At 32.4% G+C, this 22,960-nt stretch carries 19 protein-coding genes and 3 tRNA genes; 13 read left to right on the top strand and 9 right to left on the bottom strand.

What is annotated here, in order from left to right:
• Positions 1–15 precede the first annotated feature (15 nt).
• Positions 16–426, bottom strand: a complete 411-nt coding sequence (locus CHRY9293_RS03270) for a type II 3-dehydroquinate dehydratase (RefSeq protein WP_162031565.1) — start codon at positions 424–426, stop codon at positions 16–18.
• 298 nt (positions 427–724) lie between these two features.
• On the opposite strand from CHRY9293_RS03270, the gene CHRY9293_RS03265 reads away from it, so the two are divergent.
• From CHRY9293_RS03265 to CHRY9293_RS03210, 12 genes are all read left to right on the top strand, one after another.
• Entirely contained in the window at positions 725–1,078 is a 354-nt protein-coding gene (locus CHRY9293_RS03265; RefSeq protein ID WP_228455456.1) for a DUF6660 family protein, read from the top strand.
• 242 nt (positions 1,079–1,320) lie between these two features.
• Positions 1,321–5,682 carry a CusA/CzcA family heavy metal efflux RND transporter gene (locus CHRY9293_RS03260; protein ID WP_162031564.1) on the top strand — a complete coding sequence of 1,454 codons (4,362 nt, stop codon included), beginning with the start codon at positions 1,321–1,323 and terminating at the stop codon, positions 5,680–5,682.
• Position 5,683: 1 nt separating this feature from the next.
• Positions 5,684–6,928, top strand: coding sequence for an efflux RND transporter periplasmic adaptor subunit (locus CHRY9293_RS03255; protein WP_162031563.1), 1,245 nt, complete (start codon positions 5,684–5,686; stop codon positions 6,926–6,928).
• Between the two features lie 11 nt (positions 6,929–6,939).
• Positions 6,940–7,359 (top strand): Fur family transcriptional regulator, encoded by a 420-nt coding sequence (locus tag CHRY9293_RS03250; RefSeq protein ID WP_122545881.1) that lies wholly within the window; start codon positions 6,940–6,942, stop codon positions 7,357–7,359.
• 44 nt (positions 7,360–7,403) lie between these two features.
• Positions 7,404–9,341 (top strand): heavy metal translocating P-type ATPase, encoded by a 1,938-nt coding sequence (locus tag CHRY9293_RS03245; RefSeq protein WP_162031562.1) that lies wholly within the window; start codon positions 7,404–7,406, stop codon positions 9,339–9,341.
• Positions 9,342–9,523: 182 nt separating this feature from the next.
• The gene (locus CHRY9293_RS03240) at positions 9,524–9,889 is read left to right on the top strand and encodes a hypothetical protein (RefSeq protein WP_162031561.1); all 366 of its coding nucleotides are present in this window, start codon (positions 9,524–9,526) and stop codon (positions 9,887–9,889) included.
• Between the two features lie 180 nt (positions 9,890–10,069).
• Positions 10,070–10,345 carry a YHS domain-containing protein gene (locus CHRY9293_RS03235; protein ID WP_162031560.1) on the top strand — a complete coding sequence of 92 codons (276 nt, stop codon included), beginning with the start codon at positions 10,070–10,072 and terminating at the stop codon, positions 10,343–10,345.
• Entirely contained in the window at positions 10,332–11,015 is a 684-nt protein-coding gene (locus tag CHRY9293_RS03230; RefSeq protein WP_162031559.1) for an SCO family protein, read from the top strand. The genes CHRY9293_RS03235 and CHRY9293_RS03230 overlap by 14 nt, the downstream gene beginning before the upstream one ends.
• 106 nt (positions 11,016–11,121) lie before the next feature.
• The gene (locus CHRY9293_RS03225) at positions 11,122–11,496 is read left to right on the top strand and encodes a hypothetical protein (RefSeq protein ID WP_162031558.1); all 375 of its coding nucleotides are present in this window, start codon (positions 11,122–11,124) and stop codon (positions 11,494–11,496) included.
• Positions 11,497–11,722: 226 nt separating this feature from the next.
• Positions 11,723–12,553: an MbnP family protein gene (locus tag CHRY9293_RS03220; protein ID WP_162031557.1), complete on the top strand. Its 831-nt coding sequence runs from the start codon at positions 11,723–11,725 to the stop codon at positions 12,551–12,553.
• Entirely contained in the window at positions 12,546–13,592 is a 1,047-nt protein-coding gene (locus CHRY9293_RS03215) for a cytochrome-c peroxidase (RefSeq protein ID WP_162031556.1), read from the top strand. The genes CHRY9293_RS03220 and CHRY9293_RS03215 overlap by 8 nt, the downstream gene beginning before the upstream one ends.
• A 9-nt stretch (positions 13,593–13,601) precedes the next feature.
• Positions 13,602–14,546, top strand: coding sequence for a transporter (locus CHRY9293_RS03210; protein ID WP_162031555.1), 945 nt, complete (start codon positions 13,602–13,604; stop codon positions 14,544–14,546).
• A gap of 95 nt (positions 14,547–14,641) precedes the next feature.
• On the opposite strand, the gene CHRY9293_RS03205 is transcribed toward CHRY9293_RS03210, so the two are convergent.
• The 8 genes from CHRY9293_RS03205 to CHRY9293_RS03170 form a co-directional block, all read right to left on the bottom strand.
• Positions 14,642–15,676 carry an alpha/beta hydrolase gene (locus tag CHRY9293_RS03205; protein WP_162031554.1) on the bottom strand — a complete coding sequence of 345 codons (1,035 nt, stop codon included), beginning with the start codon at positions 15,674–15,676 and terminating at the stop codon, positions 14,642–14,644.
• Positions 15,677–15,883: 207 nt separating this feature from the next.
• Positions 15,884–16,789: a T9SS type A sorting domain-containing protein gene (locus tag CHRY9293_RS03200; protein ID WP_162031553.1), complete on the bottom strand. Its 906-nt coding sequence runs from the start codon at positions 16,787–16,789 to the stop codon at positions 15,884–15,886.
• Positions 16,790–18,008: 1,219 nt separating this feature from the next.
• Positions 18,009–18,080 (bottom strand) — tRNA-Glu (locus tag CHRY9293_RS03195).
• A 65-nt stretch (positions 18,081–18,145) separates the two neighbouring features.
• Positions 18,146–18,217, bottom strand: a tRNA-Glu gene (locus CHRY9293_RS03190).
• 11 nt (positions 18,218–18,228) lie between these two features.
• Positions 18,229–18,483, bottom strand: coding sequence for a 30S ribosomal protein S20 (gene rpsT / locus CHRY9293_RS03185; protein WP_122634919.1), 255 nt, complete (start codon positions 18,481–18,483; stop codon positions 18,229–18,231).
• A gap of 66 nt (positions 18,484–18,549) precedes the next feature.
• Positions 18,550–18,873, bottom strand: coding sequence for a hypothetical protein (locus tag CHRY9293_RS03180; RefSeq protein ID WP_122545891.1), 324 nt, complete (start codon positions 18,871–18,873; stop codon positions 18,550–18,552).
• Between the two features lie 14 nt (positions 18,874–18,887).
• Positions 18,888–18,959 (bottom strand) — tRNA-Glu (locus CHRY9293_RS03175).
• 58 nt (positions 18,960–19,017) lie between these two features.
• Positions 19,018–20,307: an N-acetylmuramoyl-L-alanine amidase family protein gene (locus tag CHRY9293_RS03170; RefSeq protein WP_122545892.1), complete on the bottom strand. Its 1,290-nt coding sequence runs from the start codon at positions 20,305–20,307 to the stop codon at positions 19,018–19,020.
• Between the two features lie 64 nt (positions 20,308–20,371).
• On the opposite strand from CHRY9293_RS03170, the gene CHRY9293_RS03165 reads away from it, so the two are divergent.
• Positions 20,372–22,960, top strand: a complete 2,589-nt coding sequence (locus CHRY9293_RS03165; protein ID WP_162031552.1) for a putative LPS assembly protein LptD — start codon at positions 20,372–20,374, stop codon at positions 22,958–22,960.

Raw genomic sequence — 22,960 nt, 5'->3', positions numbered from 1 at the left:
ATTTATAAAGTTTTGCTAATGTTGTATACTTAATATGGCTAGTCTATATCCTTCCATTCCAAAACCTGATAATACAGCATCAGTATTTGCTGCCGTAACAGATTTTTGACGAAATTCTTCTCTTTTATAAATATTACTGATATGAACTTCTATTTTAGTTTTTTGGATATTTTTTAAACAATCAGCAATGGCATAAGAGTAGTGAGTAAACGCACCAGGATTGATGATTAAGGCATCAAAATCATCTTTTTGGAGACGATTAATAATTTCACCTTCTATATTCGATTGGTAATACGTTAATTCATAAGAAGGAAATTCAGATTGTAGTTTTGCCAAATAATCTTCCATAGATATACTTCCATAAATTTCGGGTTCTCTGGTGCCTAAAAGATTTAAATTAGGGCCATTTACAATTAAAACTTTCATACCATAAAATTAATAACTTTTTACAATATAGATTTTCTTTTTGTGTATTGAGTAGGTATACACAAACGAATAGTCATAGGATAATTGAGATTACCTTTTTCTAGAACTCGTTTTTTCTGGTTGATTAAGATTATATATTAGAGGTTCTGCTATAAATCTGCTATAAATTGGTGTAAGACTAAGTTTTCTAAAAGGAAATTGTCGGATACACTGTTTTTTATAATATTAAAAGTAGTTTTGTCCAATGTGTTTCGAGTAGTTTTAATTTTAATGAAAATTTAATCAAATTTGAACTTTCATGAGTGAGAAAAGGTTTATATTTGTCGTCATGAACTTGTTCAGATTTATTTTAGCAATCTATTTCATGGTATTGACTGTAATGCCATGCCAGGATGTGCATAAACAATCAAGTTCATCTAAAATGGATTTTACACTCAATATGGAAGAGCCACATTCAAGAGACAAGGAAGATATTTGTTCTCCCTTGTGTATTTGTAATTGTTGCCAAATTGCAGCTACGGCATTTAAGATGCAAAAGCTGATAGAGTTTCCTGAGCAGATTCAAACGTATTTTTCTACAAAAATTCTTTTTCAAAAGAATAACTTCGCCTACCAGATGTATGACCATATCTGGCAACCTCCTAAAATTTAATTTGTATTAAAGATGTTTTAAACTTTTGCCATTTTGTTGCATAAGGTTTTATTGCATTTTTGTGTCTGATCCATTATGTATGGTGGATGAATTTTTAATAATCAATTAATTGTCAACTATTTTAATTAGGTTTCAGTTTCCAAATTACCTTTTGTATACAAATGGAGTTTGATGACTATTAAAAATAGGTCTTTTATGTATGATAAAATAGAAATAGACAATTACAAATTAAATCTCAATTTGTGCTAGATAAAATTATCAAATTCAGTATTAAAAACAAAATCATTATCGGTGTAATGACTTTGTTACTTATGGTATGGGGAGTTTGGAGTGCCACCCGATTGCCTATAGATGCAGTTCCCGATATTACTAATAATCAGGTTCAGATTATTACGGTGTGCCCTACATTGGCAGGGCAAGAAGTAGAGCAGCTGGTTACTTTTCCTATAGAGCAGAGTATTGCAAATATTCCGGATATTGAAGAAACAAGAAGTATTTCACGATTTGGATTATCGGTAATTACGGTTGTATTCAAAGACGATGTCGATATCTATTTTGCCAGGCAGCTTATCAACGAAAAATTAAAAGATGCCTCAGAAGAAATTCCAAAAGGAATAGGAACTCCTGAACTTGCTCCGGTGAGTACAGGACTAGGAGAAGTATATCAATATGTTATCCATCCGAAGAAAGGCAGTGAAAATAAATATGATGCTAAAGAGCTCCGTACCATGCAGGATTGGATTGTACGAAGACAACTTAACGGAACTCCGGGTGTTGCTGAAATAAACAGTTTTGGAGGCCAATTAAAACAATATGAAGTGGCTATTGATCCTAATCGTCTTAAAGCCATGGGAGTTAGTATTACAGATATTTTTACGGCATTAGAAAAAAATAATCAAAATACGGGGGGAGCTTATATTGATAAAAAGCCAAATGCTTATTTTATCCGGGGAATAGGAATTGTAACATCATTGGAAGACGTTAAAAATATCGCAGTAAAAAATGAAACCGGAAATGTTCCTATTTTTATTAAAGATGTGGCTAATGTTCGTTTTGGAAGTGCTATTCGTTATGGAGCAATGACTTATGATGGAAAAGTTGATGCTGTAGGAGGAGTCGTTATGATGCTAAAGGGAGTAAATAGCAATGAAGTGGTGAGAAATATTAAAGCTAAAATTCCTACGATTCAAAAATCGCTGCCTGATGATGTTGTAATAGAACCCTTTCTAGATAGAACGGATTTGGTAGGGAGAGCGATGAAGACAGTAGAGAAGAATTTAGTTGAAGGTGCACTCATTGTCATATTCGTCTTAGTTATTTTTCTGGGAAATTTCAGAGCAGGGTTAATAGTTGCTTCAGCAATTCCATTATCATTATTATTTGCATTAGGAATGATGAATGTGTTTGGTGTAAGTGCCAATTTGATGAGTTTGGGAGCTATAGATTTTGGGTTAATTGTAGATGGAGCAGTAATTATTGTGGAAGCCACTCTTCATCATTTGGGACTCAGAAAATCTGTGCAAAAACTTACTCAAAATGAAATGGATGAAGAGGTTTTTATTTCCGCATCAAAAATTAGGAGTAGTGCGGCTTTTGGAGAGATTATTATTCTTATCGTCTATATTCCTATTCTTACTCTTGCAGGAGTGGAGGGGAAAATGTTTACTCCAATGGCAAAAACAGTAGGCTTTGCTATTTTAGGAGCCCTAATTCTATCATTGACGTATATTCCTATGATGAGTGCTTTATGCTTGTCAAAGAAAATATCCCATAAAGAATCTTTTTCAGATAAGATGATGAATCGGCTACAGGGAATTTATGAACCTCTGCTACTGAAAATAATTCAGATAAAATATGTCGTAGTTTCTATAACGGTGTTGGTCTTTGTGATCATTGTGGTGATCTTTAAGAATATGGGAGGAGAGTTTATTCCTCAGCTACAAGAAGGAGACTATGCATTTCACTGTATTTTGCCACAAGGAAGTTCATTAAGTCAAAGTATTGAAACTTCTATGCAGGCATCCAGAATCATTAAACAGTTTGATGAGGTAAAAACGGTGATAGGCAAAACGGGTTCTGCAGAAGTTCCTACAGATCCAATGCCTCCAGAAGCATCGGATTTAATTGTTGTTTTAAAGCCTCAGAATGAATGGAAAACAAAAAAATCGTATGAAAAGCTAGCTGATGAAATTATAGAAAAGCTAGAAGTAATCCCCGGCGTGTTTTTTGAAAAAAATCAACCTATACAAATGCGATTTAATGAGTTGATGACTGGAGTTCGGCAAGATGTAGCGGTGAAGATTTTTGGAGAAAATTTAGATTCATTATCTGTATATGCAGATAGAGTGGGTAAAATTATCCAAACTACGGCAGGAGCCACTGCTCCTCAAATAGAAAAAGTGACAGGCCTTCCTCAAATTAATGTACAATATGATAGAACCAGAATAGCAAATTACGGATTAAACATTGAAGATGTTAATAATGCTTTAAGTACTGCTTTTGCAGGTAAAAGTGCAGGACAGGTTTTTGAAAACGAAAGACGTTTTGATTTGGTGGTTCGATTGGATAGTCTTCATAGAACTACTATTGACGATGTTAATAATTTGATGATAAATACAATATCCGGAACACAGATCCCTCTTTCTCAAGTAGCCAATATCAGTTATAAACTAGGTCCTAGCCAAATTAGCCGAGAAGATGGAAAAAGGAGAATTGTAATTGGTTTTAATATAAAAGATAGAGATGTAGAAAGTGTGGTAAAGGATATTCAGGGTAAATTGGATAAACAAATTAAGTTACCTTCCGGATATTACTTTACCTATGGAGGGCAATTTGAAAACTTGCAGGCGGCGAGTAAACGACTTTTGATAGCGGTTCCAGTATCTTTATTATTGATTTTTATGTTGCTCTATTTTACCTTTCACTCTTTTAAACAAGCCATCTTAATTTTTACGGCAATTCCTATGAGTGCAATTGGAGGAGTACTAGCTTTATTATTAAGAGGGATGCCATTCAGTATTAGCGCGGGAATTGGTTTTATTGCCCTTTTTGGAGTCGCCGTTCTCAATGGAATTGTTTTGATCGGGACTTTTAACCAACTGGAAAAAGAGGGCGAGAAAAACATACTAAAAAGAGTGTACGAAGGAACAAAAACCAGATTAAGACCAGTTTTGATGACTGCTACTGTAGCTTCATTAGGATTCTTGCCGATGGCTATTTCTACCGGCGCAGGAGCAGAAGTTCAAAAACCTTTGGCAACGGTAGTGATTGGAGGACTTGTGACGGCTACATTTCTTACTCTATTTGTTTTACCTGTATTGTATATAATTTTTAATTCAAGAATTACTGGGCGTCATTTTAAAATAAAATCATTACCTGTTGTTTTACTGTTTTGTTTTTCAATGCTTGGACAAACTTTTAATGCACAGACTAAACAACTTTCTGTAGAACAGGCAGTAGAAATGGCCATGAATAATAATGTGGAGTTACAGTCAAAGGATTTAAGTATTAAATCTGCGGAAGCGTTGAAGCCCACCGCAAACGAATTGCCTAAATTCAATTTCGATGCTCAGTTAGGACAGTATAATAGCCTCAAGTTTGATCAATCGTTTTCGATGTCTCAAAGCATCCCTTTTCCAACATTGTTTAAAGCCAGAAAAGAGTTGATCAATGCAAATATTAAAAGTAAACATATTGAAAAGGATGTTTCTGTAAATGAACTGATAAGAAAGGTGAGAACGTATTATTATCAAATTGAATATCTGCAGTATAATCAATCAAAGTTACAAAGTCTGGATAGTTTGTATCAGGATTTTATACGCACGGCGACAGTGAGATTTAATGCAGGGGATATTAAAAAGATTGAAATAAACACGGCAGAAACTCAGAAAGGAGAAATTGATTTATTATTAAAACAAAATGGAGTGTATTTAAATAATGCCTATAAAAATTTAAAAACAATTTTAAATACCACCGAAAGTTTTGATATTCCATTAAAAAAAGAATATGTTCCTTTACGAGTTGAAAATGTTTTAGATAGCATGTCTATAGCAAGTAATCCTTCTGTAAGAGCTTTATATCAGGAAATAGAAATTGTTGAAAAAAATAAAAAAGTAGAAAAATCTCAAGGTTTACCCGAATTCAGTATAGGATATACGAATCAATCATTGATAGGGTTCCAAAATATAAATGGGCAGGAAAAATATATGAATGCCGGAAATAGATTTAATTCAGCAACGATAGGAATTGCTATTCCTCTTACGTTTGGAGCAACCAAAGCCAGAATTCAATCTTTAGAATATCAGAAGCAAGTTGTAGAAACAAATGCAAAATTTCAGGAACAACAGCTTTCTACACAGTTAGAAAATATTTTTAGCCAGTACCAACAGGATATCCAGCAGTATGATTACTATGTTAATCAAGCTCTTCCTAATGCAGAAAAAATTGTAAAAGCAGCTCATCTAGGATATAAAACAGGAGAAATCTCTTATGTGGAATACCTTTTTGCTTTACAAACGGCTACCAATATTCAATTGAAATATTTGGAATCAATCCAACAGGTCAACCAATCTGTTGTTACTATTAATTCAATTATTAATAAATAATATGAAAATAAAACACAATATCATATATCTTATTCTTAGTGCTTTTTTTCTCATCAGTTGTGGAGAAAATAAAAATGCTGCAGGAGATGCAGAAAATACAACTCAACAAAATGGTGATCAGCATGAAGAAGAAACTCCGCAAGTGACTGCTTCTTTGACCCAAGATCAAATAAAAGCAGTCGGAATTACTTTTGGGACCATTGAAATGAAAGAACTTGTTTCTACTATCAAAGTAAATGGTCTCTTGCGGGTTCCTAATAATAATAAGGCTACAGTTACTTCTTTGTATGGAGGTGTTATTAAAACTCTCAATATACAAGTAGGAAGTCTTGTGAAAAAGGGCCAAATTATAGCCACGATAGCCAATCCGGAATTTATCCAGTTACAGGAAGATTATCTCACTACCAATAGTAGAATTCTCTATGCAGAGCAAGAATATAAAAGACAGAAAGAACTTTTTGACAATGATGCAGGAGCAAAGAAGAACCTTCAAAATGCAAATGCTGAACTAAGAACATTAAGAACTAAAAAGTCATCCCTTTTAAAACAACTTCAAATGATGGGAATAAGTCCGTCTAAAATAAGTGATGGAAGTATGAGATCAGGTCTTACTATTACAGCTCCTATTAGTGGAACGATTAGCAATATCACTGCACAGATAGGAAGTTATGTTGATAGTTCCTCCCCGATGGCAGAAATTATAGATAACGGTTCGATTCATCTTGATTTACAGGTTTTTGAGAAAGATTTGCCTAAAATGAGAGTAGGCCAGATTGTACATTTTAAATTAACGAATAATCCAGAAACAGAATATGATGCAAAGGTCTATAGCATCGGATCTTCTTTTGAGAATGAAAGTAAAACGATTTCTGTACACAGTGATGTTATAGGCAATAAAACAGGACTTATTGATGGAATGAATATTACGGGAATTGTCAGTTTAGATAAAAGTACTACGCCGGCAATTCCTAGTGAAGCTATTGTAGAAGCAGAAGGGAAATTTTATATTTTTATTCAGTCAGATGATGAAAGTCATGGACAGCATAAAGATAAAAATGATGAGAAGAATGATAAAATAGCTACAACGATTAATTTTAAAAAAATTGAAGTAGTTAAAGGGACATCAGATATGGGATATACTGCTATAACTTCGGTCAATGAGATTCCATCGGATGCCAAGATTGCTGTAAAAGGTGCATTTTTTATTAATGCGAAACTATCCAATGCAGGAGAGCATGATCACTAATTCCATAAACCATGAAAAAAGATATAGAAAATAAGTTAATTGATAAGAATACAAAGCCTACGAGTATGAGGGTTTTGGTGTATGACTTCTTAAGTTCTCAAGAAGTGGCATTGTCACTGTCTGAAATTGAAAGTCAATTTGAAAATGCGGATAGAACCACTATCTATAGGACACTGAAAACATTTGAAGAGAAAGGTATTGTTCATAGTATTCAAGAGAATACGACAACTAAATACAAACTTTGTCATGATGGTTGTGATGAAAAAACACATAAAGATTGGCATCTGCATTTTTATTGTAAAATCTGTAAACAAACAACCTGTAAAGAAGATATTTCCTTTCCTGAAAATATTCAAACTAACTTTAGAATAGATGAAATAAGACTTTTTGCCAAAGGTATTTGTGAAAACTGCCTGGAAAGTTTGCAATAGTATTGCATGTATTTTAAAGCTACATTTGAGGAAATTATTTAATTATGGAAGAATGCTGTAGTTCAAAACCAAAACATAATCATGATAATCACGAGCATCATCATGATACTGAAGAAAAATCGACTTTTCAGATGTTTTTTCCTGCTCTTATTTCTTTTATATTACTATTCATTGGGATTATTTTAGATAACTATATTACTATGAATTGGTTTTCGGATTGGGCTCGGATAGCATGGTATTTAATAGCCTATCTACCCGTAGGTATTCCTGTATTGAAAGAAGCGTATGAAAGTATTCTGCATGGAGATGTTTTTTCAGAGTTTTTCTTGATGGGAATTGCTACAGTGGGAGCTTTTGCTATAGGGCAATATCCGGAAGGGGTTGCGGTCATGTTATTCTATTCTATAGGGGAAGTTTTTCAAGGGATGGCAGTGACAAGAGCTAAGAGTAATATCAAGTTATTATTAGATCAACGCCCTGATGAGGTCACCATTTTAAAAGAAGGAAAGCCCCAAACTGTAAATGCTAAAACAGTAAGCATAGGAGAAATAATTCAGCTGAAATCTGGTGAAAAACTTGGATTAGATGGAGAACTTATTTCTGAAAATGCTTCTTTTAATACAGCTGCCCTCACAGGAGAAAGCAAACCGGATACGAAAACTCAAGGAGATGTTGTTTTGGCAGGAATGATCAATTTGAATAAGGTGAGCCAAGTTAGAGTAACAGCAGCTTATAAAGATAGTAAGCTTAGTAAAATCTTGGAATTGATACAAGACGCAACTGCTCAAAAAGCTCCGACAGAATTATTTATTAGAAAATTCGCCAAAATATATACTCCAATTGTGGTGTTTCTGGCTATTGGAATAACCTTTGTTCCTTACTTTTTTATCTCAGATTATCAGTTTAAGGATTGGTTATATCGAGCTTTGGTTTTTTTAGTTATTTCTTGCCCTTGTGCTTTAGTAATTTCAATTCCCCTAGGCTATTTTGGAGGGATTGGAGCGGGGAGTCGAAATGGGATATTATTTAAGGGGAGTAATTTTTTAGATATACTGGCCAATGTTCAAAATGTGGTGATGGATAAAACAGGTACTATGACGGAAGGAGTTTTCAATGTTCAGGAAGTTGATTTTAAGCCGGATTTTGATAAAAACGAAATTCTAAACCTTATTAATGTATTAGAAAGTAAAAGTTCACATCCTGTTGCCACTGCAATACATAATTATGTAGGGGAAATTGATCATGAAGTGGAGTTGGACAATGTAGAAGAATTTGCAGGGCAAGGATTGAAAGCAGTGGTTAAAGGAAAAGAATTATTAGTAGGAAATTTTAAATTGTTGGATAGATTTAGTATAGACTATGATATAAGACCCGAAAACATAGTATATACAGTGATAGCCATAGCTTATGATCATAAATTTGTTGGATATCTTACTATTGCGGATACCATTAAATCAGATTCTCAATTGGCCATCAAAAAATTACATGATCTACAAGTGAAAACAACCATGCTTAGTGGAGATAAGACTTCTGTTGTAGAATATGTTGCAGAAACATTAGGTGTGGAAAATGCTTATGGAGATTTACTTCCTGAAGATAAGGTCAATAAGTTGAAAGAAATTAAAGCTAAAAATCAAAGCGTTGCCTTTATTGGTGATGGAGTAAATGATGCTCCGGTTATTGCTTTAAGTGATGTTGGAATTGCTATGGGAGGCCTCGGTAGTGATGCAACGATTGAAACCGCAGATGTTGTTATTCAGGATGATAAACCTAGTAAAATTCCCATGGCAATTAATATAGGAAAGCAAACAAAAAAAATAGTTTGGCAAAATATTCTTTTGGCGTTTGTGATAAAGGCGGTTGTTTTAATTCTTGGTGCAGGTGGGTTAGCGACGATGTGGGAAGCGGTATTTGCAGATGTAGGTGTGGCATTACTAGCTATTTTAAATGCGATGAGAATTCAAAGAATGAAGTTTTATTGACCCAGAAGATGCTTTGTTGGGATAAAAAATTAAATAATTATACCGTATTTTAGATAAAATTTTCTTTGAATAATTTATATGTGTTTTTGTTTTTATACAAATTAAAAAAAGAACAATGACTTTCCTCATGAATGGGGTATAAAACAATTTTGAGTAGTATATTTGTTGCATAAAATTGATTGTTGAGATTTTTTATTTTCATATTTATTATATTTACGATTGCAATACGCCCTGTTTTGCCATTACTTAATTATGTATTTAATTACGATTATATAGTAAAAAATCTCTGTGAAAAAAAGAATATTCCCCAATCTACATGTAATGGTAAATGCTATCTTGAAAAAGAACTAGCAAAGACAGAAAAACAGTCCGATAGTTCTCAATCTACGATTAAGCTATTGGGTTTGGATGTTTTTTTATCCAAAAATATTCTTTATTTTACCAATACCATACCACGGAATATTTTAGAAGAAAATAACATTAGAGTCAATGTTCATTTATATTCCATGGAATATTTTTCTCGAATATTTCATCCCCCTTTGATCTAAAATGAATTTAAATTAGGCTTTTATTTAGTTTACGAGGCAATAGTGTCTTGCGTTACTATATTTTTTCCAAGAAAATATAAATAATATATTATTATTTGTTTAATTAATCCTAAAAATGAGTCTTGTCTGATATTAATTTATATCATTTTTATTTCCTTATTATTTCAATTAAAATCCAAAATGAAATATAATCTTTTCCCTATACTATTTTTGTCTTTATCATTGATGTCATGCATTCAGGAAAGTCCTAAAGTAAAGCATAAAAGCAATATGACTTCTTCTAAATCAAATATAAAAAACGTAGTAGTCGTCAATATCGAAGACCCAATTTGTCATATGAAAACGACCGAATATACAACAGATACTGCAGTGTATAAAAATAATATATATGGTTTTTGCAGCTCTTACTGTAAAGATGAGTTTAAGAAAAATCCTGGAAAATATGCCCAAAAATAAAAAGCTTAATAATAAAGCTAAAAAAGAAGTAATCATTCCTATTATTGTTATTGCATTACTTTTTTTAGCTATTGGTGTTGGAATGGAGTACTTTAAGAGCAGCCTTTATACGGTGATGAAGGTTCCAAGTTTTGAACTAACCGATCAAAATAATAAGAAAGTAACGAATAAGGATATGCTCGGAAAAGTATATTTAGTTGAGTTTTTCTTTAGCAAATGCCCTACTATTTGTCCGGTTATGAATACCAATATGAGGGCGATTGAAGATGAAATTAATAATCCTAACTTTGGAATTATTTCGATAAGTATTGATCCGGAAAATGATACTCCTGCTTTATTAAAGGAACACGCTAGCAGGATAGGAGTTAAATCTCCAAACTGGCATTTTTTAACTGGAAATAGGGCCTATATTGGAAATCTTGCAGATCAATTTAATATTTATGTGGGAGATGAAAAAGAAGAAGGAGAAAGCCTTAACCATAGTGGAATGATCGCACTTGTTGATGAAAAAGGAAATATTCGTTGTCGATATAATAGGGCGAATATGCCAATTCTATATTATTCGGGTCTTAATTATGAAGATGCTGAAGGAAAAATTCCAAAACTTACCGGAAAGTATCATCCTGATAGAGAAGCTCTGATTAAAGATATTCAAAAGTTATTAAAATAATTTTTAAAGGGCGCGAGTTTCTGAAAATGTCAAATACAACATCCCATAACTATATTTACAATTTTAAATATGTTTTTACAGGATATCTTTTAAGTAAGAAATAATTATGAAATTAATTTGCAACATTCTTCTTGTTTTCTATTTGGTGTTCAGGCCTCTGATACCAATGGTGGAGTATGGGGTAAATTATAAGTATATTAAGGAGGTTTTGTGTGTGAATAAAGAAAGACCTGAACTTCATTGTAACGGAAAATGTTATCTCAAAAAAGAACTGGCTAAAATTAATGAGGTAGATTCTTCATTACCAATACATAAAATAAAAATCACTGGCCAGAAAGTATTAGATAGTTATATTACTTCGGAAATTGCAGGAATTGAAAATGAAGATAAAATGCAATTTCTTATTATTCATGATATTTATAATGTATATTATTCCTATATCTTTTTAAAATACATTTTCAAACCGCCGGTTTTGAATTAGTAAATTATTTTTAATCTTGTTATCAACCACAAAAGTAGCGAAAGTTTTTATCAGAGATTTTAGAATATAAAAGGATATTTATTTTAAATACTCCTTTGTTATGATCTTGTTATTCACTTTAATATTCTAAAGTGCTAAGAATCTTTTTGTGCTTTTGTGGTTTACAAAAAATGGATGTAGTATCATTCAAGTTTCTTTTATTTCAAATCTTAACTTAAAATCAACAATGAAAATATATAGATTTTTATCATTATTTTTTATAGTATTTATTGCAATTACTTTTGCATCATGTCAACATGATGCTATTTCAGGTGAGGTACAGGAGGGAGTTTCTGGTTCTATTCAGCTTAAATTTGAAAATGGGTTTAATAATCTTGGAGGAGTTGTTTTGAACCAAACGGTACAGACCTCTTTACAAGGACAAAAACATAAATTTTCAACTTTACAATATATAATTAGTAATATAAGCTTGATTGATGCCTCTGGAAATGAATTCAAATTCAATGAAAATAACCCTGATAAAGGAGCTTTTATTATTGATCAGGCTGATGCAATTGCAGGTGTTATTTATCTTAATCTTGATGGTATTCCACAAGGAAATTATACTAAAGTGAAATTTGGATTAGGAATTAATCAAAATGCCTATATTTTGGGACAGGATGGACAATCCATATTCTGGAATAAGGCCAAACAAAAAGGAATGACATGGGGATGGGCTGCAGGATATGTTTTTGCTAAACTGGAAGGGAAATATGGAACAGGCTCTCCAAGTACAGAGTTTAAGAATCATACTGGAAACATGGGGAATGTAACGGCTAATAATACACCGGATCTATATCGAGAAATAATTTTGAATCTTCCGACTACAGCAAGAGTAATAGGTCAAATGAGACCTTCCATCCATATTCTAGCTGATTTGAATCAGTTTTTAAGTGGTAATACGCCCATTACTTTGACGGGTACAAATGATATGATGATGGGATCAGGGCAACATTTGGTAAACGTAACGAATAATCTTGCCAACATGTTTAAAGTAGATCATGTTCATAATGAATAAGTCTTTTTTTGTCATCGGATTGGTTTTTGTTTCTTTTTTAACATGTATTTCATGTTCCGAAGAAATTATACAGCCATTAGAAAAAGACGAGGCTCTTAATCTTCACTTTCCATCCTATTTTCCTGAACTTACTTTTGATGCGTCAGGAAATCCAATTACGAAAAATGGGATAGAATTAGGAAGAAAATTATTCTATGAGGGAAGATTGTCTAGAAACAATACAATTTCATGTGGTTTCTGTCATATTCAGGAAAATGCCTTTACTCATCATGGGCATAATGTTAGTCATGGAGTTGATGATAGAGTTGGAATTCGCAATGCACCCCCTATTCAGAATATGGCATTTCTAAAAAAATATACATGGGACGGAGTAATTCATAATTTGAACGATCAGCCCATTATTCCTATTACTGAAGAAAATGAGATGGATAGTTCAATGCCTGAAATTATTTCAAAATTAAATTCGGATTTTAAATATAAAAAGCTTTTTAAAGCAGCCTATGGAGATGAAAGTATTACCGGGGAAAAAATACTAAAAGCTTTATGTCAATTTATGGCTACTATGATTTCAGCGGATGCAAAGTATGATCGATTTAAGCAAGGTCTTGAAAACTTGACGGTGGAAGAGACTCAAGGAATGAACTTGTTTAATCAGAAATGTGCTTCTTGTCATAGTGGGGAATTATTTACGGATGAAAGTTTCCGAAATACTGGAATGTATTATAATACCCAGTTTAAAGATGCAGGACGTTATCGTGTGACTCTGGATCAAAATGATTGGATGAAATTTCGGGTTCCTAGTTTGAGAAATATTGAATATACAGCTCCTTATATGCATGATGGACGCTTCTATACATTAGAAGCAGTCCTCAATTTCTATTCTGATAATGTTGAAGATAATCCTAATCTTGATGTAGAATTGAAAAAGAATGGGCATGTAGGGATCAATATGAATACTCAAGAAAAGCAATTTATTATTGCCTTTTTGAAAACATTATCCGATAAGAGTTTTATTACTAATCCGAAGTTCTCGGAGTAATTTAAAAATATGAAGAAAAAAATAACAATAATAATAAGCCTGATTGTATTTAATATTTATCAGGCTAAAACATCAATAGACAGTATTTACATACCCGACAATCATCATCAAATAATTGTTGAAGATTGTGATACTTGCGGTTGTGCTGCGGGCAATGGGGCATCTGGATTTGAATCCTTATTAAATCCTCAATTTGTTGGAATTAAGTATTTTGCTCAGCATTATAAAGCAAAAGAAAACCTATTTGTAAAAGATCTTACACAAGATCAATATTTCAATACTATTCAACTTTGGAGTAGAATTCCCATAACAAAGAAAATAAGTCTATATGGTAGCTTACCTTTTCATTTTCATGAAAAGAAAACGATGCAGGGAGATGTTAAAATTAATGGAATTGGAGATGCTAATCTAATGGGAATTTATCAGTTCATAAATTCTAAAGAAAGTATTCATCAATTAAACGGAGGGCTTGGAGTAAAGATTCCTTTAGGGAAATTTAATGAAAAAGGAATTTCTGGTGTTAATCCAAGTTTTCAATTAGGGACTGGAAGTTGGGATTATCAGATGGTTCTAAATTATAAATTCCAGAAGGATAAAATTGCTGTATTATTGAATACGGATTATACTATTAAAACTGAAAATAAAAAATACTATCGTTTCGGAAATCAATGGAATTATTCTGCAACAGGGTTTTATCAGATAGTGGGAAATGATTCCATGGTATTTTCGGGAAAACTAGGTTTTCAAGGCGAAGTGTATGATGGAAATAAACAATTTAAGGAGATGCTTCCTAACACTTCAGGAAGTGCTTTATATGGTAAATTAGGCTTTGAAGCCTCTTATAAAAATTTGAGTTTGGGAAGTGAATTGATGCTTCCTACTTATTCTCGTTTAGCTGGAGGAGATATTGTTGCGAGATCAAGATTTAGTATTTTTCTAAATGTTGGAATTTAGAATTCTATTTCATTTTAAATGAATGAATATATATCCAAAGCCTATATTATAAAATTATAGTTTTTATTAAAAATAGGCTTTGGAAATTCTATGGATTACTGCCCCATATATTTATCAAGAAAATCAGCTATCTCTGTGAATACTTCTTTGGTTTCAGGAGCATTTACATCAAATAAATAATGAGCATGTGATTGCCCTTCATAGACATGTAATGCTGTTTCCACTTTCGCCTGTCTTAGTTTTCGATGTACACGTACTGTATTGGAAAGCAATAGATCACGAGTACCACTTGTTAAAATGGTTGGTGGAAATCCCGTTAAGTCACCATAGACTGGGGAAAGTAGAGGATCTTCCAGGCTATGCCCATTGGCATACACTTTAGTCCCCGCATCACAAAAACCATCTCTGGAAACCAGTATATTATCCACTAGTTCATTCGTATAGAAAGTATCTCCGGTTTTTGTAACGTCCGACATGGGGGTTCCTGATGCAATAGCTCCCGGCATCGGTATATTTTCTGATTTTGCCTTTAATACCATTGCAAGTGTTAATGCTCCCCCTGCTGAAGTACCAAAGATTCCAATATTTTCCGGTTTGTTGGTTTTTAAAAGAGCTTTCCAAACTTTCATTCCATCATCAAGAGCTCCAGGATAAAATGCTTCAGGAGGCATTCTATAATCAACAGCTACTACCTTATATCCTCCAAAACCTGCAAGCATAACTGCTTCAGGTAATCCTGCTTCCCTAGCATTTAATACATAGCAACCGCCATGCATATTAATAAGTATACGATTATTATTGTGGGGAGCAATCGTTTCCGGTGTAATCATGTAGGCACGAACTCCTTCGATTATGATAGGTTCTACTTTTACTTTCATTAATTTTGCGAGTTCAGGTAATGTTTTTTGCGCAGCTTTTGCATCTGAATCCGCTATGACTTTCCATTGTTCGCCTGTTTGTGGTAAAACATCCCAATCTGTTCTGTAAGGAGCCCCAATTAACTTTTGCATCTGAGGGCTAACTGTTGTAGGAATAGGTAACGTTTTCTCAGGTACTTTTAAAGGCTTCTGTGCAAGAGATTGTGAGCCTATTAGTATGGATATACTAAAAAGAATAGATGAAATTTTCATAAAATGTATTTTTAATGTATAATATTACAAAGAAATTATACGAAATAAAAGTGTAACATATTGATTTTATTGATATTCAATATATTATTACAAATGCTATAGTAGTAGTACTATTAGGATATTGTGATGGGTAATATATTCTGTATATAATATAATAGCCCCAGTATAAAAACCGGGGCTATATAAGTTATTTTAGAGAAAATAGTGTTATTTTTTAATAAACTTCTTTACATCTAATACTTGGCCTTTTTCATCTTTAAATTCGATGGTATAATAACCAGGTTGTATCATGCTTACATTAATAAAATTAGCTCCGGTTTCATTTATTTGATTATTTACTACAGCTTCCCCATTAGAAATTCTATATATGCTGTAGCTTACTTTTTTATTAAGATTCTTTACGTATAATATTTCAGTAACAGGATTCGGGTAGATTTGAATATCTAATTGAGTAGAAGGACTAGCTAATTTATTCATTTGTTGGCTAGTAGATAGGTAAATGTTATCTATTGCACCAAAAGGACCTTGTGCTGAATTCATATTTGTCCATTCGAATAATAGACGAACTTTTGAGCCTGCATAATTACTTAAATTTAATGTATTATTGATATATGTTGTCCAGTTGTCCTTTTCTGTAAGTATGGCCACTAATACTGCATTAGCGTTGGGTGCACCATAAATGGGAACTCCTGCTACAAAATTATGTCCGTAATTGGTAGGAACTAACCATACCTTTAGTAAGCTTCCTAATGTATGCCCATCTACTTTAAATGTTTTTCCGGGTGCCTTATAATCAAATTTTAGAGTAGCATTGGTTATCCTAGCAGGAATAGAAAATTCTCTATAAGCATGGACAATATTTCCTTGCATAGTAGGTTGATTAGTAGAAAGATTGTCTGGAATAACATGAATAAAACGATCATTAGTACCTGTTTTAATATCCTCCGACCATTTATTTACTTGTCTCCCATTCACGAATGTAAAATCGTTCCCCATTGAAAATGTTTGATAATAGGGTAGTGTAGCAGGTGCTTGTATTTGAGCGTAAGTTGTTGATCCGATTACGGAGCTTACAAACATGGCAATCGCTAAAAGAATAGTGTTTTTTTTCATAAACGTTGTTTAAATTGTTATTTTTTATTTAGATTAAATAAATTTTAAAAAAAATAAATTATTTCTCTTGTTTATCATTGTATTAATAACTGGAGTTTTCAATAAAATGATAAATTATTTTATTGAACAATACTTTAATCGTATTGAAGTCCCATAAATGGGTGGATAATGATTGAGAAATTATGACCAACTCAATTTTTACCATATGAGTCAAAAATTGAGTGTTGGAAATTATTTGTATGAGTTTCGAATCTTATGTTTTAATTTTGGTAATGAAATAATATGGAGTGTTTATTTATTTCATTGATAATTTAAGATATAAGTCTAAATTCTGTAGTATTTCCTCTTTTTCAGCTTTTTTAAAGTTGACTATACTGTCAAATTAAATATCAATTCTGAATAATTTTATTGTAGTTTTTTCTATCATTGGTTTGCAAAATAACAACAATAATTTACATCTCACATAAAACAATCATTACAAAATCGAAAAAAATGATGAATGTCATAAAATGATAAGAGATTACGCAGGCATAGAATAGTAGAGTGAGAATTTAAAAATAAAATAATACGATAATATTTGCCGGTTGGAAAATTTGTATTGAAGGAGATTTCCCTCAATTGAAATTATCACTTTATGGAGAAAATATTTCAAATTGCAGAACCATAATAAAAGAATTACAAGTTTTTCTTTATTGTGTTTTTGTATAGCAAGTTTTAGATAAATTCAGAATATGCCTACCGTTTTCCGGCTTGAAATATGTGGAAGTATTCTAGCTTAGTTTATAAACGTCTTAGAAGGAGCAGATATCTCAAAAGAATTAATTATGCACCATCAAAGTGAAGTACATAGAAGGGTTCAAACTTAATAGGTTAGTTACAATAGCTATGAAATGCAAACAAGATCACAGATTGATGATATTACACCTGAAAGATATTATAAAATCCCTCAGTATAAAATACTATTGCATCTGTTTTAGAAATCTAATAGAATTAATAATAGCTGAGATGGAGATGTTTTTTTCTTATTGATTTAGTAAGTTTTAAAATAAGATTAATTAGGATATGTAATATTCTTATTTAGCTTTTAATAAAATATATAGAAAACTGTTTAAAGAATGTAGATCGCTTATCCATAAAGATTCGGTAAATAATGAAAAATCTCAGATAAAACAAAAAATCTCTGATTCTTTAGAATCAGAGACTAAACCTTGAAGTTTTGTAGCCCGTAGGGGAATCGAACCCCTCTTACCAGAATGAAAATCTGAGGTCCTAACCGATAGACGAACGGGCCCTCTATCTTCCACTAATTAAAGTGTGTTAGTTTTGTTTTTATAAGTTTATCAACTCTTAGTTTTGTAGCCCGTAGGGGAATCGAACCCCTCTTACCAGAATGAAAATCTGAGGTCCTAACCGATAGACGAACGGGCCTACTATACTTATTAAGCTAGTTTGTTAACGTGCTTAGTTAATTTGCTTTTTAAGTTAGCCGCTTTGTTTTTATGGATAATATTTTTCTTAGCTAATTTATCCAACAAAGAGATTACCTTTGGCAATTGTTCTGTAGCAGCAGCTTTATCTTCTTCATTTCTCAGAATCTTCATAGCTGATCTAGCAGTCTTGTGGTAGTATCTATTACGAAGTCTTCTTGCTTCGTTTTGTCTAATTCTCTTTAGTGCTGATTTATGATTTGCCATATCGTTCAAATGTGAGTGCAAAAGTATAAACTTTTTTTTTATCTGCCAAATTTATTTTGAAAAAATTTAATTTTCGTCAGATAAATATTTTCTAAGTTTATTCATTGCTTGATCTATTTTTATATTTTCTTCTTCTTTTTCTAATTTCCTGATCGTGCTCCCTAGCATGATCATCGCGTTGTTCCATTCTCCCGTAGTATTGGTGAAAGTAATTCCATCAATAGTTACTTCAAAGGCTACCCTTTCTCCGTTCCTGTAAAGTCTGAAACTTATTTTATCATCTCTGCCTGTGATTATTCCATCCTCATTGATTTTTAAATCATAACTTTTTGGGTAAGAGTGGATTTTCTTAAAAAGCAATTTCGCTTCTTGTATTTTTAAATCCAGCATGATATAAAATTTTGTAGCCTATAGGGGAATCGAACCCCTGTTGCAAGAATGAAAATCTTGAGTCCTAACCACTAGACGAATAGGCCTAATTTTGAGGTTGCAAAAGTAAACATTAACTTTTTAACTTCAAAATTATTTTTAGAGTTATTTATAAATTTTTTGAATTATTGTATTTTTAATTCCCTTGGATTCTACTTCTTTTTGAAGCTTTACGGCATCCTCTAATGTGTAAACTTTTCCATAAGTGTAGTAAAATACACCGCTTTCTTTATCTCTATCCACTCCTTTTAAAGCCTGGAGAATGTAGGAGTTACCATTCAATTTTTCTCCTGTATATAATTCGAGAGTATAATAGCCTGAACTTATTTTTTGATTAGGCATAAACCCTACAGCATATGCATTTCGGAAGCCTGCATCTTTTGCTGTTTTTATATTAATGTCTCTTACAGAAGCCAAATTTGTAACCCCGTAATAATATTTATATTGACCATTTTCTTTAATAGGAAGTATGTAATTTAATCCTTTTAAAGCAGGGTCTCCATCATTGTATTTTGTAGGAGAGCTCATCAATAGTATTCTAAAGTCATTTTTTAAAGATACTTCTGCCAGTTTTTCCGGTTCTTGAGGTTTTGTGGTAGTAACAATTCCTCCGGACTTTCTATCAATAGCTTTTTTATAATCTATAATAGCACTATAGATACTTTCTGCAATTTCACTCTGCCCTTTATCTGAAGCTAAATAATGACTTTCTTCAGGATGATTGATAAATCCGGTTTCTATAAGAACGGATGGCATCGCATTCATTCGAAGAACGTGTAAGTTTTTTTGGAAAACACCTCTCGAGAATCGATTGTCTTTATTTACAAAATTATCCTCTACCAAGCCTCCCAAGAGAAGACTGGATTCGAGATATTTACTTTGTTGTAGCTTCAATGCAATTAAAGATTCCGGTGAATTGGGATTATAAGATCCAAACGTTTGTTTATCTTTTTCGTCCAGAAAAATCACATCATTTTCTCTTTTTGCTACTTCTAAGTTTTCGTCATTTTGATTAGGCCCCTGGACATAAGTTTCAGTTCCATAAGCGGTTGGCCTTTGAGAAGAGTTACAGTGGATGGACACAAAAAGATCAGCCTTACTTCTATTAGCTAAATTGGTTCGATCCGATAGTGAAGGGTATTCATCAATTTTGCGAGTATATATTACTTTAAAATCTTTACTTTTTTCAAGCATAGCCCCCACTTTGAGAGTAATAGCAAGGGTAACATCTTTTTCTGCCACTCTTCCAATATCAGCATATGTGCGGTTGGCACCATGATCACTACCTCCATGCCCAGCATCTAAAACGATAGTAAACTTCTTTTGTGAAAAAATAAGATGACAGAGGAATATGAGGGAAAATGATAAAATTATTTTAAAATTTTGTTTGTACATCATGCAGTTTTAAAAATTATATTAATTTTGAGCCTAAATTATATACAATAAATATATACAAAAATTGGACAAAACCGTCTTCAAAAATATATTACAATTTTTAATTATCCTAATTTTTAACAATTTTTTAGCACAGGAAATGCCAGAAAAAATGTCTAAAAATGGGGTGAAGGATACGATTCCCAAGCAGGATACTGTTGTAATAAAAAAAGAGTCTTTAGAAGATATTCTACAGACTAAAGCTGATAATATCAGAAGAGATTTTCCTAAAAAAATGGTATACTTGAATAAAAATGCTCAAGTAAAATATCAAGATATGCAAATTGATGCAGATTATATCTCAATAGATGAGCAAAAAAATCTAGTATATGCCAGAGGAAAGCAAGATTCTTTAGGAAAGATAATTGAACCCGTGCTTACAACTCAAGCTGGAAAAAAGTATGAAACGGATCAATTTAGCTATAACACAAAGACCAAACAAGCTATTGCTTATAATGCGAGAACAGAAGAAAGTGAAGGGGTTATTATTGCTAATAAAACTAAAAAATATAATGACTCTGTTTTTGCAATGAAGCATGCTCTCTATACTACGGATGATTATTTTATTAAGAAAAAAGATACAGCCGCAGATTACCATATGCTCGCTTCTAATATAAAACTAATAAAGACTAAAACTAAGTCTCAGATTATTACGGGTCCAATACAGATGTATATTGAACAGGTGCCTACACCGTTAATCATGCCATTTGCTATTTTACCATTTTCAGATAAGAGAGCGGCGGGAATTTTAATACCAAGTTTTGGGGAAAGACAGGATGTGGGCTTCTTTCTTAATGGTTTGGGATATTATCAACCCATAGGAGAACATTTTGACCTTAAAATACTGTCGGATATTTATACCAAAGGAAGTTGGAATTTAAGACCAGAGATGAATTATCAGAAAAAATATCGCTATTCTGGTAATTTTTCTGCCGATATAGGAACCATTGTAAGAGGTATTAAAGGATTAGATGACTATAGAAAGGAAAGTACATATAGGATCGCATGGAGACATACTCAAGACACCAAAGCTAATCCGTTCCTAACTTTTAGTGCATCTGTAGATGCAAGTAGTACGAAATTTTATAATAATACCCTGAATAATAGCTATATTATGGATCAAAGTGTATTGAGAACTCAGCAGAACTCTACACTTACACTTACCAAAAGGTTTTTAAAACTACCTGCCACGATTACTGCTACGGCTTCATATGCACAAAATTTTGCCACTGGAAGTACGGATTTACGTTTGCCCCAAATGAATGTGGCCATTAATCAATTTTATTTATTGAAATCCAAAACAGGGGTAAGGCAGGGGTTACTAGAAAATATTACAGTAAACACGGGGCTTAATATCACTAATTTTGTACAGACCAATCAAGGAGAGTTTTTCAAAAAAGCGATGTGGGATAAATTGCAAACGGGAATTAAAAATAATATTACCCTAGGTACCACTACAACTTTTGCAAAATATTTCAATTTCAGTTTAAGTGCTAATATTGATAACGCTTTGACGACAAAAACGCTCAATAAGTTTTATGATCCTATAGAAAATGTAGTTAAAAATGAAACAGTAAAAAATATAGCTGGGTATTCTACATTTACCACATCTACAAGTATCCAAACGATACTTTATGGAATGTTGAAATTTAAAAAAGGCTCTAAAATAGAAGCAATAAGACATGTGATGACACCAAGTGTCAACTTTTCTTATTCTCCAGATTTTGGTAATCCTAAATTTGGATATTATAGAAATTATAATGATGCTAATGGAGCACTTACACCTTATTCTATATTTGATGGAGGAATCATAGGAGTCCCAACAAATGGAATGACGGCGTCTTTAGGTTTTAATATTGGAAGCAATATTGAAATGAAGATGAAATCCAAAAATGATTCTACAGGGGTGAAGAAAATTAAAATTTTTGAAACATTATCCTTTTCCGGAAACTATAATTTTGCGGCTAAAGATCATCCTTGGTCTATTTTTACATTCAGTGGACAATCTTCTTTTTTTGATAATAAGTTCAAGGTGAACACAAGCTTATCGTTAGATCCATATAAAATACTTTTTTTACCAGGACAAGATGTTGGAATTAGAACAGAACAATTTGGACATTTTAGTGTTCAAGGATTTAATGTGCAGGCTTCTTATCCTTTAAGTAATGAAACGTTTGGCGAAAAAGTAGATTATGCGAAAAAATACTCTTCGAAAGGAGAGATAAGAAATGAGAATTATTATTTTGACGAGGATAATTATGCTCACTTTGATCAAGCGTGGACTTTAAATATTAATGCCAATTATGCATATACAAGAAGTAGCAGTTCTAGATTTGGAAATAAAATTGCCTCTGTAGGATTGGATGGAAGTATAAAACTGACACCCTTTTGGAACGTGAACGGGAGTACACATTATGACATGATTACTAAACAATTGGCTTATACAAGAATAGGTTTTTCAAGGGATCAACGAAGCTTTACAATTAATTTTAATTGGGTTCCTTTTGGTCAGTATAAAGTATATGATTTCTTTATTGGGATTAAAGCAAATATCTTAAGTGATGCATTAAAATATAAAGATAGAAGCTTTCCACAAGCAAGTGCTCCTTTCTAA

The organism is Chryseobacterium potabilaquae (assembly GCF_902728265.1).
In the GTDB taxonomy this organism is placed as follows: domain Bacteria; phylum Bacteroidota; class Bacteroidia; order Flavobacteriales; family Weeksellaceae; genus Chryseobacterium; species Chryseobacterium potabilaquae.
This window is presented reverse-complemented; position numbering and strand designations above follow the sequence as displayed.

Coding starts and splice junctions, on each gene's coding strand:
- CHRY9293_RS03270 (WP_162031565.1), bottom strand. CDS start 426: ATGAAAGTTTTAATTGTAAATGGCCCTAATTTAAATCTTTTAGGCACC.
- CHRY9293_RS03265 (WP_228455456.1), top strand. CDS start 725: ATGAGTGAGAAAAGGTTTATATTTGTCGTCATGAACTTGTTCAGATTT.
- CHRY9293_RS03255 (WP_162031563.1), top strand. CDS start 5,684: ATGAAAATAAAACACAATATCATATATCTTATTCTTAGTGCTTTTTTT.
- CHRY9293_RS03250 (WP_122545881.1), top strand. CDS start 6,940: ATGAAAAAAGATATAGAAAATAAGTTAATTGATAAGAATACAAAGCCT.
- CHRY9293_RS03245 (WP_162031562.1), top strand. CDS start 7,404: ATGGAAGAATGCTGTAGTTCAAAACCAAAACATAATCATGATAATCAC.
- CHRY9293_RS03235 (WP_162031560.1), top strand. CDS start 10,070: ATGAAATATAATCTTTTCCCTATACTATTTTTGTCTTTATCATTGATG.
- CHRY9293_RS03230 (WP_162031559.1), top strand. CDS start 10,332: ATGCCCAAAAATAAAAAGCTTAATAATAAAGCTAAAAAAGAAGTAATC.
- CHRY9293_RS03225 (WP_162031558.1), top strand. CDS start 11,122: ATGAAATTAATTTGCAACATTCTTCTTGTTTTCTATTTGGTGTTCAGG.
- CHRY9293_RS03220 (WP_162031557.1), top strand. CDS start 11,723: ATGAAAATATATAGATTTTTATCATTATTTTTTATAGTATTTATTGCA.
- CHRY9293_RS03215 (WP_162031556.1), top strand. CDS start 12,546: ATGAATAAGTCTTTTTTTGTCATCGGATTGGTTTTTGTTTCTTTTTTA.
- CHRY9293_RS03210 (WP_162031555.1), top strand. CDS start 13,602: ATGAAGAAAAAAATAACAATAATAATAAGCCTGATTGTATTTAATATT.
- CHRY9293_RS03205 (WP_162031554.1), bottom strand. CDS start 15,676: ATGAAAATTTCATCTATTCTTTTTAGTATATCCATACTAATAGGCTCA.
- CHRY9293_RS03200 (WP_162031553.1), bottom strand. CDS start 16,789: ATGAAAAAAAACACTATTCTTTTAGCGATTGCCATGTTTGTAAGCTCC.
- rpsT (WP_122634919.1), bottom strand. CDS start 18,483: ATGGCAAATCATAAATCAGCACTAAAGAGAATTAGACAAAACGAAGCA.
- CHRY9293_RS03180 (WP_122545891.1), bottom strand. CDS start 18,873: ATGCTGGATTTAAAAATACAAGAAGCGAAATTGCTTTTTAAGAAAATC.
- CHRY9293_RS03170 (WP_122545892.1), bottom strand. CDS start 20,307: ATGTACAAACAAAATTTTAAAATAATTTTATCATTTTCCCTCATATTC.